General features: G+C 71.0%; 14 protein-coding genes. 12 read left to right on the forward strand and 2 right to left on the reverse strand.

All coding sequences use genetic code 11. The annotated features are described in order from the left end of the window. Genes tsaB through QSK32_RS06245 form a run of 6 tightly spaced genes read left to right on the forward strand, consistent with a single transcriptional unit; the run spans position 1 to position 5,916 of the window. Positions 1-660 (forward strand): tRNA (adenosine(37)-N6)-threonylcarbamoyltransferase complex dimerization subunit type 1 TsaB, encoded by a 660-nt coding sequence (gene tsaB / locus QSK32_RS06220; RefSeq protein ID WP_045744319.1) that lies wholly within the window; start codon positions 1-3, stop codon positions 658-660. Continuing rightward, positions 660-1,103, forward strand: a complete 444-nt coding sequence (gene rimI, locus QSK32_RS06225) for a ribosomal protein S18-alanine N-acetyltransferase (protein ID WP_045744320.1) — start codon at positions 660-662, stop codon at positions 1,101-1,103. Before tsaB ends, rimI begins: the two co-directional genes overlap by 1 nt. Further along, positions 1,096-2,148 (forward strand): tRNA (adenosine(37)-N6)-threonylcarbamoyltransferase complex transferase subunit TsaD, encoded by a 1,053-nt coding sequence (gene tsaD, locus QSK32_RS06230; protein ID WP_045744321.1) that lies wholly within the window; start codon positions 1,096-1,098, stop codon positions 2,146-2,148. The genes rimI and tsaD overlap by 8 nt, the downstream gene beginning before the upstream one ends. A 9-nt stretch (positions 2,149-2,157) precedes the next feature. Then, positions 2,158-2,412 (forward strand): hypothetical protein, encoded by a 255-nt coding sequence (locus tag QSK32_RS06235; RefSeq protein ID WP_285471414.1) that lies wholly within the window; start codon positions 2,158-2,160, stop codon positions 2,410-2,412. A 43-nt stretch (positions 2,413-2,455) separates the two neighbouring features. After that, positions 2,456-4,141: an ABC transporter transmembrane domain-containing protein gene (locus tag QSK32_RS06240; protein ID WP_045744323.1), complete on the forward strand. Its 1,686-nt coding sequence runs from the start codon at positions 2,456-2,458 to the stop codon at positions 4,139-4,141. Further along, a complete protein-coding gene (locus tag QSK32_RS06245; protein WP_285471415.1) occupies positions 4,138-5,916 on the forward strand; it encodes an ABC transporter ATP-binding protein in 1,779 nt (592 codons plus the stop codon). Before QSK32_RS06240 ends, QSK32_RS06245 begins: the two co-directional genes overlap by 4 nt. An 8-nt stretch (positions 5,917-5,924) precedes the next feature. Here the strand turns inward: QSK32_RS06245 and groL are convergent, their stop codons facing one another. Beyond that, on the reverse strand, positions 5,925-7,556 hold the full coding sequence (gene groL / locus QSK32_RS06250; protein WP_045744325.1) for a chaperonin GroEL: 1,632 nt from the start codon (positions 7,554-7,556) through the stop codon (positions 5,925-5,927). 72 nt (positions 7,557-7,628) lie between these two features. Further along, positions 7,629-7,937, reverse strand: a complete 309-nt coding sequence (gene groES / locus QSK32_RS06255; RefSeq protein WP_014687825.1) for a co-chaperone GroES — start codon at positions 7,935-7,937, stop codon at positions 7,629-7,631. Between the two features lie 222 nt (positions 7,938-8,159). Here groES and QSK32_RS06260 point away from each other — a divergent pair, with 222 nt between their 5' ends. The 6 genes from QSK32_RS06260 (at position 8,160) to QSK32_RS06285 (ending at position 14,656) form a co-directional block, all read left to right on the forward strand. Further along, positions 8,160-9,350, forward strand: a complete 1,191-nt coding sequence (locus QSK32_RS06260; RefSeq protein WP_285471416.1) for a class I SAM-dependent methyltransferase — start codon at positions 8,160-8,162, stop codon at positions 9,348-9,350. A gap of 30 nt (positions 9,351-9,380) precedes the next feature. After that, positions 9,381-9,863: a Cys-tRNA(Pro) deacylase gene (ybaK, locus tag QSK32_RS06265; RefSeq protein ID WP_045744327.1), complete on the forward strand. Its 483-nt coding sequence runs from the start codon at positions 9,381-9,383 to the stop codon at positions 9,861-9,863. Between the two features lie 249 nt (positions 9,864-10,112). Further along, on the forward strand, positions 10,113-11,216 hold the full coding sequence (locus QSK32_RS06270; protein ID WP_045744328.1) for a sugar ABC transporter substrate-binding protein: 1,104 nt from the start codon (positions 10,113-10,115) through the stop codon (positions 11,214-11,216). Between the two features lie 164 nt (positions 11,217-11,380). Continuing rightward, complete coding sequence (locus QSK32_RS06275; protein WP_045744329.1) at positions 11,381-12,184, forward strand: ATP-binding cassette domain-containing protein; 804 nt, start codon at positions 11,381-11,383, stop codon at positions 12,182-12,184. Further along, positions 12,181-13,443, forward strand: coding sequence for a sugar ABC transporter permease (locus QSK32_RS06280; RefSeq protein ID WP_045744330.1), 1,263 nt, complete (start codon positions 12,181-12,183; stop codon positions 13,441-13,443). Before QSK32_RS06275 ends, QSK32_RS06280 begins: the two co-directional genes overlap by 4 nt. A gap of 34 nt (positions 13,444-13,477) precedes the next feature. Next, positions 13,478-14,656, forward strand: a complete 1,179-nt coding sequence (locus QSK32_RS06285; protein WP_045744331.1) for an ROK family transcriptional regulator — start codon at positions 13,478-13,480, stop codon at positions 14,654-14,656. Positions 14,657-14,673 lie beyond the last annotated feature (17 nt).

The raw sequence follows: 14,673 nt of genomic DNA on the forward strand, positions 1-14,673 counted from the left end.
GTGCTCGTACTAGCTCTGGACACCGCAACGCCCGCGTCGACGGCGGCGCTGGTCGAGGTGACCGCTGACGGCCTGTTCGGGGTCGTGGAGCAGCGGACCGTCGACCCGCGGGCGCACGGGGAGAAACTCGCGCCGGAGATCGCGGCGGCGCTGGCCGAGGCCGGCGTCCGGCCGCGTGACCTGGGCGCGATCGTGGCCGGGCTCGGTCCCGGACCGTTCACCGGCCTGCGGGTCGGACTGGCGACCGCGGCGAGCATGGGGCAGGCGCTCGGCATCGCGACCTACGGCGTCTGTTCGCTCGACGCTCTGGGCCGGGCGGCCGGTCCGGGCCGGGTGCTGGTGGCGACCGATGCGCGGCGTCGTGAGGTCTACTACGCGACCTATCAGGACGGTGAGCGGGTCAGCGGGCCGGACGTGGACAAGCCCGCGGCGGTGTCCGTCGAGTCGGTGGAACGGGCCTGTGGTGAGGGCGCGCTGAAATACGGGGACGTTTTCGGCGTACCCGTGGAGGAGCATCTTCTGCACCCGCCCGGCGCCGCCCTCGTCGCGATCGCCGCGCAGCGGATCCGCGAGGCGGCGCCGAGCGAGATCCTGACCCCGCTCTATCTGCGGCGGCCGGACGCGGTCGAGCCGTCGGCGCGCAAACCGGTGCTGACCTGATGCTTGTCGAACGCTTCCGCTGGTGGCACATCGACGAGATCCTCCCGGTCGAGGAGGACCTTTTCGGGGCGGAGAAGTGGTCCGCCTCGATGTTCTGGAACGAGTTGGCGCAGCGGCACTTCTACGTCGTCGCGACCGACGAGCCCGGCGGCCCGGTGCTGGGCTATGCCGGCCTGTCCGTGGTGGACGCCGACGAGTCCTGGGTGCAGAACATCGCGGTACGCCGGGACGCCCAGCGCCGTGGCGCCGGCCGGCTGCTGCTGGAGACGCTGCTCGCCGAGGCGGCCCGGCGCGGCGCCCGCAAGACGCTGCTCGAGGTGGCGGTCGACAACGGGCCGGCCCAGAAGCTGTATGCGACCTACGATTTCGAGCCGGTCGGCATCCGGCGCGGCTACTACCAACCGAGCAACACCGACGCCCTGGTGATGATGCGTGATGCGTGACGAGCCCCTGGTCCTCGGGATCGAGACCTCCTGCGACGAGACCGGCATCGGCATCGTCCGCGGGCACACTCTGCTGGCCGACGCGATCGCGTCCAGTGTGGATGAGCACGCCCGGTTCGGCGGGGTGGTGCCCGAGGTGGCCAGCCGCGCCCACCTGGAGGCGCTGGTCCCGACCATGCAGCGGGCTCTGGACACGGCCGGGGTGACGCTCGCCGACATCGACGCCATCGCGGTGACCAGCGGCCCCGGACTGGCCGGCGCGCTGCTGGTCGGGGTGGCCGCCGCCAAGGGGTACGCGCTCGCCGCCGAGAAACCGATCTACGGCGTGAACCACCTGGCCGCGCACGTTGCGGTGGACACCCTGGAACACGGTCCGCTGCCCGCCCCGGCGGTGGCGATGCTCGTCTCCGGCGGCCACTCGTCGCTGCTGCTCGTCGACGACCTGACCGCCGGGGTGACGCCGCTCGGCGCGACCATCGACGACGCGGCCGGCGAGGCTTTCGACAAGGTGGCCCGGCTGCTCGGCCTGGGCTTCCCCGGCGGCCCGGTGATCGACCGGACGGCGCGTGACGGTGACCACGCCTCGATCGCCTTTCCGCGCGGCCTGACCGCGCCGAAAGACCAGGCGGAGCACCGTTTCGACTTCTCCTTCTCGGGTCTCAAGACCGCCGTCGCCCGCTGGGTGGAGGCCCGGGAACGGGCCGGTGAGCCGGTCCCGGTGGCCGACGTGTCGGCCAGTTTCCAGGAGGCGGTCTGTGACGTGCTGACCGCCAAGGCGATCGACGCGTGCCGCAGCAACGGCGTGGACACCCTGGTCATCGGGGGTGGGGTGGCGGCGAACTCCCGGCTGCGGGTGCTCGCCGAACAGAGGGCCGCGAAGTACGGCATCACCGTGCGGGTGCCCCGGCCGCAGCTGTGCACCGACAACGGCGCGATGGTCGCCGCGCTCGGCTCGCATCTGGTCGCGGCCGGCGTCGCCCCGAGCCGCCTGGACCTGCCCGCCGACTCGTCGATGAGTTTGACCGCGGTGAGCGTGCCGGGGTAGGAAGCCATCATGATCGCGCGGATGTGGGAGGTTCGGGCCTCCCGGACCGGCTTCGACGAGCTGCTGGCCTGGGTGTGTGACGCGGCGGTACCCGGACTGGAGGTACTGCCACAACATGTGTCGAGTGACGTCTATTCGTCCACCGATCTTCGCATCGTCGTCATCACCAAATGGCGTAACAGCCCGGAGAACATGCCGGTGCCACCGGAGAACCTGGTGGCACGCACTCCGCATGTCTGGGATTTCAGTCCCGTCGATCGCTGAGTAGTCGCCGTCCCCGTGCTCCGGCCCTTACCGTCGGGGCCTGATGCGAAGATTGCCCGTGGCCGATCCCGGCCGTCCCGTTGACCGGTCCGCCGCCCGGTACCTCTGCTGGCTCGTGCGGCGCTCCCGCCTGACCACCGCGGCCGCCGTAGGCCTGGCCGTCACCTGGATGGGATTCCAGGCGATGGTGCCGGCGATCGTCGGCCAGGCGATCGACGCGGCCGCCCAGCGGCGGGGCACCGCCCTGCTGGGCTGGGGACTCATACTGCTCTTCGTCGGGGTCGCGCACGCGCTCGCCGGCATCGCCCGGCACCGGTTCGCGGTGGCGAACTGGCTGGGCGCCTCCTTCCGGACCGTGCAGGTGACCGTCCGGCACGCCAACCTGCTCGGCGCCACCCTGCCGCGACGGCTGGACGCCGGTGAGGTCGTCGCGATCGGCACCTCCGACCTCACCCACATCGGCGGGGCCATCGACATCGCGGCCCGCAGCCTCGGCGGGCTGATCGCGATCGTCACCGTCACCGTGCTGCTGCTGCACGTCTCGGTGCCGCTCGGACTGGTCGTGCTGCTCGGCGTACCGGTGCTGCTGCTGGTCGCCGGGGCGCTGATCCGGCCGTTGCACCGGCAGCAGGAGGCGTACCGCAGGCAGCAGGGCCGGCTGACCGGCAACGCGGCCGACCTGGTCGCCGGACTGCACGTGATCCGCGGGGTGGGCGGCGAACAGGCGATGGCCGACCGGTACGCCACCGAGTCCCGGGCGCTGCGGGACGCCGGGGTGCGTACCGCCCGGGTGGAGGCGCTGCTCGAAGCGGCCCAGGTGCTGCTGCCCGGGATCTTCCTGGTGCTGGTGACGTGGCTGGGCGCCCGGTTCGCCCTGCAGCAGCGGATCACCGTGGGGGAGATGGTGTCGTTCTACGCGTACGCCGCCTTCCTGGTCGCGCCGATGCGGCAGCTCACCGAGGCGATCGACAAGCTGACCCGGGGACACGTGTCGGCCCAGCGGGTGGTGACGATGCTGGGGGTGCGGACGGACCTGCCCGATCCGGCGGCCCCGGTGCCGCTGCCCCGGGGCGAACTGGCCGACCCGGAGTCGCGGGTGGTGATCGCCGCGGGCCGGCTCACCGCGATAGCCGCGGCCGACCCGGTGGACGCGGCCCGGGTCGCCGACCGGCTGGGCCGGTACGCCGACGGCGCCACCCTGGACGGCCTGCCGCTCGCCGCCGCCGCGTTGTCCGAGGTCCGCCGTCGGATCCTGGTGGTGGAGAACGAGGCGCGGCTCTTCTCCGGCCGGCTGCGGTCCGATCTGGACCCGGCCGGTGACGGTGCCCTCCCGGAGGCGCTGGAGGCCGCGGCGGCCACCGAGATCGTCGAGGCGCTGCCGGCCGGGGTGCAGACCCGGGTCGCCGAACGGGGCCGGTCCTTCTCCGGCGGCCAGCAGCAGCGCCTGCGGCTGGCCCGGGCGCTGCTCGCCGACCCGGAGATCATGATCCTGGTCGAGCCGACGAACGCGGTCGATCCGCACACCGAGGAACTGATCGCCGAGCGGCTGCGGGCGGCGAGGGCCGGGCGGACCACGGTGATCTGCACGTCCAGTCCGCTGGTGCTGAACCGTACCGACCACGTGTTCTACCTGGAGCAGGGCCGGGTGGTCGCGTCCGGTACCCATCACGACCTGCTCGTCGCGGAGCCCCGCTACGCCGCCATGGTGTCGCGCGGGGACCTGCCGTGAACCGACCGCTCCCGGTGGCCGGCACCGCCCAGGTACGCCGGTACGCCCGCGACCTCTACCGCGGTCATGCCCGGATGTTCCAGGCCGCCGTCGGGCTGCACCTGCTCGCCGCCTGCACCGGGCTGGCCGGTCCCCGGCTCCTCGGCGAACTGGTGCAGGGCATCCAGGACGGTGCGCGGATCGCCGAACTGGACCGGCTGGCACTGGCCATCGCCGGGTTCGTGCTGGTGCAGGCGGTGCTGATCCGGTTCGCGCACGTGGCGTCGGCCCGGCTCGGCGAACGGGTGCTGGCCCGGCTGCGGGAACGGTTCATCGCCCGGGTGCTGTCGTTGCCGCTGGGCACGGTCGAGGCGGCCGGCACCGGTGACCTGCTGACCCGGACCACCCGGGACGTGGACGCGCTGTCGAAGTGCGTGCGGTTCGCGGTGCCGGAGACGATGATCGCGCTGATCACCACGGTGCTGATCGTGGTGGCGCTGCTGGTGCTCGACCCGTTGCTGGCGGCGCCGCTGCTGGTCGGGGTGCCGCTGACGGTGGCCGGAACCCGGTGGTACCTGCGCCGGGCGCCGAGGGGGTACCTGCGGCAGAACGCGGCGTACTCGGAGGTGACCGACGGGCTCAGCGAGACCGTCGAGGGGGCCCGGACGGTGGAGGCCCTCGGGCGGCAGGGGCAGCGGGCCGGGCGTACCGACGCCGACCTGCGGCGGTCCTGGATCGCCGAGCGGTACACGCTGCACCTGCGGACCGTCTGGTGGCCGGTGCTCGAGGTGAGCTACGTGCTCCCGCTGGTGATCACACTGTTGGCCGGTGGCTGGCTGTATCTGCGGGGCGCGGTGACCCTGGGGCAGACCGCGGCCGCGGTGCTCTACGTCCAGCAGCTGATCGACCCGCTCGACCGGCTGCTCAACTGGCTCGACGAACTGCAGGTGGGCGCGGCCTCGCTGGCCCGTCTGCTGGGGGTGGCGGCCGATCCGCCGGCCGGGCGGACACCGGCGCGGGAACCGGAGAACGACCGGATCGAGTTGCGCGACGTCCGGTTCGGTTACGTCGCGGGCCGCGAGGTGCTGCACGGCATCGATCTGACCCTGGAACCGGGCGAGCGGATCGCGGTTGTCGGCCTCTCCGGCGCAGGCAAGTCCACCCTGGGCTGCCTGCTTGCGGGCCTGCACCGGCCCACGTCCGGCAGTATCACGGTCGGCGGGGTCCCGCTCGGTGAGCTGTCGCCGGACCGGCTCCGCGCCCACGTGGCGCTGGTCAGCCAGGAGCATCACGTCTTCGCCGGCACGCTGCGCGAGAACGTCGCGATGGTACGCCCCGCCGCCCCCGACCCGGAGATCCGCGCCGCCCTGGCCGCGGTGCACGCGCTGGACTGGGTGGACGGCTGGCCGGCCGGGCTGGACACGCCGGTCGGCGCCGGTGGCCGGCTGCTCACCCCGGCGCAGGCGCAGCAGGTCGCCCTGGCCCGGCTGATCCTGGCCGATCCGCACACGCTGGTGCTGGACGAGGCGACGGTGCTGCTGGATCCGCGGTCGGCCCGGGACCTGGAACGGTCGCTGGCGGCGGTGGTCCGCGGCCGGACCGTGGTGGCGATCGCCCACCGGTTGTTCTCGGCGCACGACGCGGACCGGGTCGCGGTGGTCGAGGACGGCCGGATCGTGGAACTGGGTTCGCACGACGAGCTGGTGGCCAAGAACGGCGCCTACGCGGCGCTGTGGCACTCCTGGCAGGGTGAGGACCAAAAAGAGCGCGCCCCGCAGGACGCGCCCTTTCCGTGAGCGGACGATCAGTGGCTGTGGCCGTGACCGCCGTGGCTGTGGCCGCCGGCCGGGGCCGGAGCGGCCTCGACGGGCTTCTCCACCACGAGGCTCTCCGTGGTGAGCAGCAGGCCGGCGATCGAGACGGCGTTGGAGACCGCGTTACGGGTCACCTTCACCGGGTCGATGATGCCGGACGCGGCCAGGTCGACGTACTCGTCGGTGGCGGCGTTGAGGCCGTGGCCCCAGCCCAGCTCGTTGACCTTGCCCACCACGACGTAGCCGTCGTGGCCGGCGTTCTGCGCGATCCAGCGCAGCGGCTCCACCAGCGCCTTGCGGACGATGGCGACACCGAGGGCCTCTTCGCCGGTCAGGCCGAGGCCACCCTCGAGTTCCTTGGCGACCTGGGCGAGAGCGGCGCCGCCGCCGGGGACGGTGCCCTCCTCGACCGCGGCCTTCGTCGCGGCGATGGCGTCCTCGATGCGGTGCTTGCGCTCCTTCATCTCGACCTCGGTCGCGGCGCCGACCTTGATCACCGCGATACCGCCGCCGAGCTTCGCGAGGCGCTCCTGGAGCTTCTCGCGGTCCCAGTCGGAGTCGGACGCCTCGATCTCCTTGCGGATCTGCGAGACCCGGTCGGCGACCTCGGCGGACTGGCCGCCACCGTCGACGATCGTGGTGTTCTCCTTGTCGACGACGATGCGCCGGGCGCTGCCCAGCTGCTCGAGGCCGACCTGGTCGAGCTTGTAACCGAGCTCGGGGGCGATCAGCTCGCCACCGGTCGCGATCGCCAGGTCCTGCAGGATCGCCTTGCGGCGGTCACCGAAGCCGGGCGCCTTCACCGCGGCGACCTTGACGGTCTTGCGCAGCGCGTTCACCACGAGGGTGGACAGGGCCTGGCCCTCGACGTCCTCCGCCACGATGAGCAGCGGCTTGCCGGTCTGCAGGACCTTCTCCAGCAGCGGGAGCAGCTCCTCGATGCTGGAGATCTTCTGGGTGGTGAGGAGGATGTACGCGTCCTCCAGCACCGCCTCCTGCGACTCGGCGTCGGTCACGAAGTTCGGCGAGATGAAGCCCTTGTCGAACTGCAGACCCTCGGTGACGTCGAGCTCGGTGTGCAGCGCCGAGCCCTCCTCGACGGTGATGACACCGTCGCGGCCGACCCGGTCCATCGCGTCGGCGATCAGCTCGCCGATGGTGGCGTCCTGGGCCGAGATGGTGGCCACGTTGGCGATCGCCTTGTGGTCGGAGACCTCGACGGCCTTCGCCAGCAGAGCCTTGGACACGACCTCGCTGGCCTGGTCCATGCCCCGCTTGAGGCCGATCGGGTTGGCACCCGCGGTCACGTTGCGCAGGCCCTCGCGGACCAGCGCCTGCGCGAGCACGGTGGCGGTGGTGGTCCCGTCGCCGGCGACGTCGTTGGTCTTGGTCGCCACCTCCTTGACCAGCTGCGCGCCGAGGTTCTCGTAGGGGTCGGTGAGCTCGATCTCCTTGGCGATGGTGACGCCGTCGTTGGTGATCGTGGGCGCACCGAACTTCTTGTCCAGGACGACGTTGCGACCGCGCGGCCCGAGGGTGACCTTGACCGTGTCGGCGAGCGTGTTGACGCCGTGCTCCAGCAGGTGCCGGGCGTCGTCGGAGAAGCTGAGGATCTTCGCCATTTATGGTCCCTTCACGCACCAGCGCCCTGCCCCGAGTTATCGGAACAGGGCGCGAGCGCAATCAGTTAGGTCTTACTTCTCGATGACCGCGAGGACGTCGCGGGCGGAGAGCACCAGGTACTCCTCGCCGGCGTACTTGACCTCGGTGCCGCCGTACTTCGAGTAGAGGACCACGTCGCCGACCTTGACATCGAGCGGGACGCGGTTGCCCTTGTCGTCGATCCGGCCGGGGCCGACAGCGAGGACGGTGCCCTCCTGCGGCTTCTCCTTGGCGGTGTCGGGGATCACGATGCCGGACGCCGTGGTGGTCTCAGCCTCGTTCGCCTGAACCACGATGCGGTCTTCGAGCGGCTTGATCGCAACCTTGGTCGCGGTAGTCACGGGCATACCCTCCTGGGTACAGGTTTCGCCGACCTTGAGTCAGGCCGGTCAGATGCCTCATGCCACCGGGCGGGGCCGTCGTCGCGGGTGCCGGTCCGCCTGGTGCCTAACCGCACGGACGGGCCGTGCGGCTGGCACCCTCATGTTGAGAGTGCTAACGGGGAGACTATTCCGGATCTAGCACTCCGTCAACCAGAGTGCCAACACGTCACGCCAGGGAGAATGCCTGGTGTGACCCCTGAGCTGCTGCGCGTGCTGCGTTCTCCCGACGGAGAGAAAGCCCTGGCCACGGCCGACGAACTGGCCGGTGCCGACCCACTCGTGGCGGCCTCGGCCATGCGGTCGCGGGGCATCCCCGCGGATCTGGCCGCGGCCGCTCTGACCCAGGCTAGTTTGCGCGGGCGCGCGGCATGCAAGTTCGGCCCGGACGCCGCCCGGATGTTCTTCACTCGGGCCGGATGGGAGCAGGCGACGCGGTCGGTGGTGGCGGACCGGCGGGCGGCGCGCCTCGCGGATGCCGGGGTGCGGTCCCTGGTGGATCTGGGATGCGGGCTGGGCTCCGACGCGCTGGCCGCGGCCCGGCGCGGCATCCGGGTGTACGCCGTGGAGGCCGACCCGTTGACCGCGGCGATCGCGGCGGCCAACGCCGAGGCGGCCGGTCTCGCCGAGCTGATCACCGTCGAGTGCGCCGACGCCACCACGGTCGAGGTCGAGCGCTACGACGCGGTCTTCGCCGACCCGGCCCGCCGACAGACCGGCCGGGGGCGGGTGTTCAATCCGAAGTCGTACTCGCCGTCCTGGGACTTCATCGCAGGCCTGCCCGGCCGGGTCCCGCTGACCACGTTGAAGCTCGCGCCCGGCATCGACCACGATCTGCTGCCGCCGGGCGCCGAGGGCGAGTGGGTGAGCGTCGGCGGCGACCTGGTCGAGGCCGCGTTCTGGTGCGGCCCGCTGGCCGCGGCGCCCCGGCGGGCGACGCTGATCGGCGCGTCCGGCGAGGTCCGCGAGCTGACCGGCACCGGCGTCGAGGCGGCGCCGGTGGGCGCGGTGGGCGGCTACCTGTACGACCCGGATCCGGCGGTGGTCCGCTCGCATCTGGTGGCCGAGTTCGCCGCGACGGTCGGCGGTCGGCTGGCCGACCCGGAGATCGCGTATGTCTACACCGACGAGCCGGTGGACACCCCGTACGCGCGCCGGCTGACCGTCACCGACGTGCTGCCGTTCTCGCTCAAGCGTCTGCGGGCCCTGTTGCGCGAGCGGGGCGTCGGCCGGCTGGAGATCCGCAAGCGGGGCTCGGCGCTGGTGCCCGAGCAGCTGCGCAAGGATCTGAAGCTGTCCGGTCCGAATCCGGCCGGAGTGGTGCTGACCAGGATGAACGGCGCGCCAGTGGTGTTGTTGACCTCCGCGGCGTAACGGCGGTCACCAGGGGAGTAGCGTGCCCGCATGGCCAAGAAAGCGGCGGGCACCCCGGCCACCGTCCTGCTGATCAAGGAGCGGGTGGAGCACACCCTGCACCCGTACGACGTCTCGCCGGACGCGCCGAACTACGGCGCCCTGGTCGCCGAGGCGCTCGGGATCGAGCCGGGCCGGGTGTTCAAGACGCTCGTCGCCGAGGTGGACGGCGGCCTCGTGGTCGGTGTGGTGCCGGTGACCGGCGACCTCGACCTGAAGGCGCTCGCTCACGCGGCCGGCGGCAAGCGTGCCGTGCTCGCCGACCGGGCCGCCGCCGAGCGCAGCAGCGGCTATGTCCGGGGTGGGATCAGCCCGCTCGGCCAGCGCCGGCGCCTGCCCACCGTGATCGACGACTCGGCGACCGGCCTCGACCTGATGTACGTCTCCGCCGGCCGCCGTGGCCTGCAGGTGTCCCTCGCTCCGGCCGATCTGATCCGGCTGTCCGACGCGACGGTGGCGCCCATCCGATCCTGACTTGTCCCGTTATCTCGGGACTGTCCTTCGGGATCACCGCACAGCCGTGTTGCCGGATTGTTATCCCTGAGTACGGGATCGACGCTCGTTGTGCCTTGTGTTCCAGGCCACTACGGGAATACGTTGCCGGGCACAACAAACCGGTTCCTGATCCATCGGCGTCACCAGGGCGGCGGCGTTCCCAGGCAGCACGCACCCTGACAAATCCGAAATAAGGCTCCGGATTTACCCCCCGAAAGGACACAAGGAATGCGTAAGGGACTGTTCGCCCTTGCCGCGGTCGGCCTGCTGGCCACCGGAAGCACGGCCGCTTGCGGCAGCAACAGCGACAGTGACGAAGGCGGCGCCGAGGGCGGCTCGGCCGTCGGCAAGGTCGGCGTGATCCTGCCCGATACCAAGAGCTCCGCGCGGTGGGCTACCGCCGACGTGAAATACCTGACCGACGCCTTCAAGGCGGCCGGCGTCGAGGCCGACATCCAGAACGCGCAGGGCGACAAGACCCAGTTCCAGACCCTCGCGGACGGCATGATCTCCAGCGGCGTCAAGGTCCTGGTGACCGTCAACCTGGACTCCGGCACCGGTAAGGCCGTCCTGGACAAGGCCAAGGCCGCGGGCATCGCGACCATCGACTACGACCGTCTGACCCTCAACGGCGGCGCCGACTTCTACGTGTCCTTCGACAACGTCAAGGTCGGCGAACTGCAGGGCCAGGGCCTGATCGACTGCCTCACCGAGAAGAAGGCCGTCAAGCCGGTCGTGACGTACCTGAACGGGTCGCCGACCGACAACAACGCCTCGCTGTTCAAGCAGGGCTACGACTCGGTGCTCAAGCCGAAGTTCGACTCGGGCGAGTACCTCAAGGGCCCGGACACCGACGTTCCGGACTGGGACAACGCCCAGGGCGGCACCCTGTTCGAGCAGAACCTGACCACCAACAAGGACATCAAGGGTGTCCTGGCGGCGAACGACGGCCTCGGCAACGCGGCCATCCAGGTGCTGAAGAAGAACAAGCTGAACGGCCAGGTCCCGGTGACCGGTCAGGACGCCACGGTGCAGGGCCTGCAGAACGTCCTGGTCGGCGACCAGTGCATGACCGTCTACAAGGCGATCAAGGACGAGGCCGACGCCGCCGCCGAACTGGCGATCGCGCTGGCCAAGGGCGAGGCGCCCACCACCGCCACCAGCAGCGTGACCGACCCGGAGTCCAAGAAGGACGTCAAGTCCGTGCTCCTGACCCCGAAGTCGATCACCAAGGCGAACGTCAAGGACGTCATCGCCGACGGCTTCGTCACCAAGGAGGAGCTCTGCACCGCGGACTTCGCGGCGGCGTGCACCGAGGCCGGCATCAGCTGACCCAAGGCTGACGACCAGCCTGCGACAGCGACTCGCGACGGCGCCGTCCACGGATCCCGTGGGCGGCGCCGGAGTCGCTCTGTGTCACCCCTCCCGCTGTCGGCGGAGCCACGACGAGGTGGCGGAGCCGGGCACCACGGTCACCGGACGAAGGAGAACCATCAGTGACCGCGACACCCCTTCTGGAACTGCGCGGGATCGACAAGAGCTTCGGTCCCGTCCAGGTCCTGCACGACGTCGGACTGAACGTCTACCCGGGTGAGGTCACCGCCCTGGTCGGCGACAACGGCGCCGGAAAGTCCACGTTGGTCAAATGCATCAGCGGTATCTACACCATCGACGCCGGCACGGTCACCTTCGACGGTGACGAGGTCGCGATCCACAGCCCGCGGGACGCCTCGGCGCTCGGCATCGAGGTCGTCTACCAGGACCTCGCGCTCTGCGACAACCTGGACATTGTCCAGAACATGTTCCTCGGCCGGGAGAAGAAGTCCGGCCTGGTCCTGGACGAGGCCACCATGGAGGAGATGGCCGGGGAGACCCTGCGCAGCCTCTCGGTCCGCACCGTCAAATCCCTGCGGCAGCTCGTCGCCAGCCTCTCCGGCGGCCAGCGGCAGACCGTCGCCATCGCCAAGGCGGTCCTCTGGAACAGCCGGGTCGTCATCCTCGACGAGCCGACCGCCGCCCTCGGCGTGGCGCAGACCGCCCAGGTCCTCGAACTGGTCCGGCGGCTCGCCGACAACGGCCTCGGCGTCGTGCTGATCTCGCACAACATGAACGACGTCTTCGCGGTCTCCGACCGGATCGCGGCGCTCTACCTCGGCCGGATGGCCGCCGAGGTGAAGGCCGCGGACGTGACCCACTCCCAGATCGTCGAACTGATCACCGCGGGACGCAGCGGCGACCTCGGCCTGCCGGCCGAGAAGCCGGCCGAGTTCATCGACATCACGCCGGGAGAGGCGCCATGACCACGACGACCACCACGACCACGGCCGGCGGCATCCAGGCGGTCAAACCCACGGTCGCCAGCCACGTCCGCGATTACTGGGCGCGGGTCCGCGGTGGTGACCTCGGCGCCCTGCCGGCCGTCCTCGGCCTGCTCGTCCTCACGCTGATCTTCAGCGTGGCCCGCAGCGACACGTTCCTGTCCGCGCTGAACTTCGCCAACCTGTTCAACCAGAGCGCCCAGGTGGTCTTCATCGCCATGGGCCTGGTGTTCGTGCTGCTGCTCGGCGAGATCGACCTCTCCGCCGGCTTCGCCAGCGGCGTGTGCGGCGCGGTCCTGGCCATCCTGCTCACCAACGAGGGACTTCCCTGGTCGGTGGCGATCCCGGCGGCCATGCTCACCGGTGTGGTCATCGGTCTCGTGCTCGGTCTGCTGGTGACCAAGCTCGGGATCCCGTCGTTCGTGGTGACCCTGGCCGCCTTCCTCGGCTTCCAGGGCATCCTGCTGACCCTGCTCGAGGGCGGCAAGAACATCTCGATCACCGACGAGTTCGTCAACTCGCTCAACAAGTCGAACCTGTCGGTGACCTGGAGCTGGGTGGTCACCCTCGTCGGCGTCGCCGGATTCGCCCTGGCACAGCTCAACCGCTACCGGGCACGGGCGTCCCGCAACCTGGTCACCGAGCCGTTCGGCATCGTCGCGACCCGCATCGTGGCGCTCGGCCTGCTGCTGGTCGCCGGCACCTGGGTGCTCACCCAGGAACGGTCGATCAACCCGGCGATCAACTCGCTGAAGGGCGTCCCGATCGTCGTCCCGATCATCGCGGTGTTCATGGTGATCTGGACGTTCGTGCTCGGCCGCACCACGTACGGCCGGCACGTGTACGCCGTCGGCGGCAACACCGAGGCGGCCCGGCGCGCCGGTATCCCGGTCGACCGGATCCGCATCTCCGTCTTCGTCATCGGCTCGTTCATGGCCTCGATCGGCGGCATCCTCATCGTCAGCCGGGCCGGCTCGGTCGACCCGAACACCGGTGGCAGCAACGTGCTGCTCTACTCGGTGGGCGCCGCGGTCATCGGCGGCACCAGCCTCTTCGGCGGCAAGGGCAAGGTGATCAACGCGGTGATCGGTGGCGCGGTGATCGCGGTCATCGACAACGGCATGGGCCTGATGGGTTTCAGTTCCGGCCAGAAGTTCATCTTCACCGGTCTGGTGCTGCTGGCAGCGGCGAGCGTCGACGCGCTGGCCCGGCGCAGAGCAGCGGCAACGGGCAACCGATGAATCGAGCGCCGGCACGGGGGACGGTGCTCCGCTGATGCGTGCCGGCCCCAGTCAGGAAGAGGTACGCCGGCACAACCTGGGAACACTTCTGCGGTACGTGCACGTCCACGGCGCGACGTCCCGGGCGGAACTCACCTCCCGTCTCGGACTCAACCGCAGCACCATCGGGGCACTCACCGCCGACCTGATCAGTGCGGGACTGGTCAGCGAGGCGGTGCCGAATCGGATCCACCGGGCCGGGCGGCCGTCACTGGTCGTCCGGCCCGAGTCGGGCCGGATCTACGCGTACGCGCTGAGCATCGAGGTGGACCGGCTGCGGGCGGCCCGGATCGGTCTCGGCGGCCGGATCCTGGAGCAGTACGAGACCGAACGCCCACCCGGGATGACCGCCGAGGACGCGGTGCGGCCCCTGGCCCGCTACGTCCGGGCGATGCGCACCGGGGTGCCGGACGACGCCCGGTGCGTGGGCACCGGACTCGCGGTGGCCGGCATGGTCCGCGGCGAGGACGGCATGGTCCGGTTGTCCCCACCGGCCGGCCGGATCCAGGAGCCGGCCGGGGCGGCCCTGCGCGCCGAACTGGGCGATCTCGGACGGCTCACGGCCGGCAACCACGCCGACGTCTGCGCCCTCGCCGAACACGCCCGTGGTGCGGCGGTGGGCTGCGACAACGTCATCTACCTCTACGGCGACGCGGGTGTCGGCGCCGGGATCGTGGCCGGTGGCCGCCGGGTCACCGGGCACGGCGGGTACGGCGGCGAGGTCGGGCACATGGTCGTCAACCCGTACGGGCGGCCGTGCGGCTGCGGCTCGCGCGGATGCTGGGAGACCGAGATCGGTGAGCACGCGCTGCTGCGGCTGGCCGGGCGGACCGGCGACAGCGGCCGGGAGGCGGTACTCGGCGTGGTGGAGTCCGCGCAGCGCGGCGACAGCCAGGCCCAGCACGCGATGCGGCAGGTCGGCGACTGGCTCGGGTTCGGCGTCGGCAACCTGGTGAACATCTTCAACCCGGAGGTGGTCATCTTCGGGGGCACGCTGCGGGACGTCTATCTCGGTGCGGCGGCGCAGATCCGCAGCCGGCTCAACGGGGTCGGGCTCGCCGCCTGCCGGGAACACGTGCGGTTGCGGACGCCGGAACTCGGTCCGGACGCCGGGTTGATCGGGGCGGCCGAACTCGCCTTCGAGCATCTGCTCGGCGATCCGTTGCTGTCCTGAGTGGCCTGTCCTGACAA

This window comes from Actinoplanes sp. NBRC 101535, assembly GCF_030269225.1.
In the GTDB taxonomy this organism is placed as follows: Bacteria; Actinomycetota; Actinomycetes; order Mycobacteriales; family Micromonosporaceae; genus Actinoplanes; species Actinoplanes rectilineatus.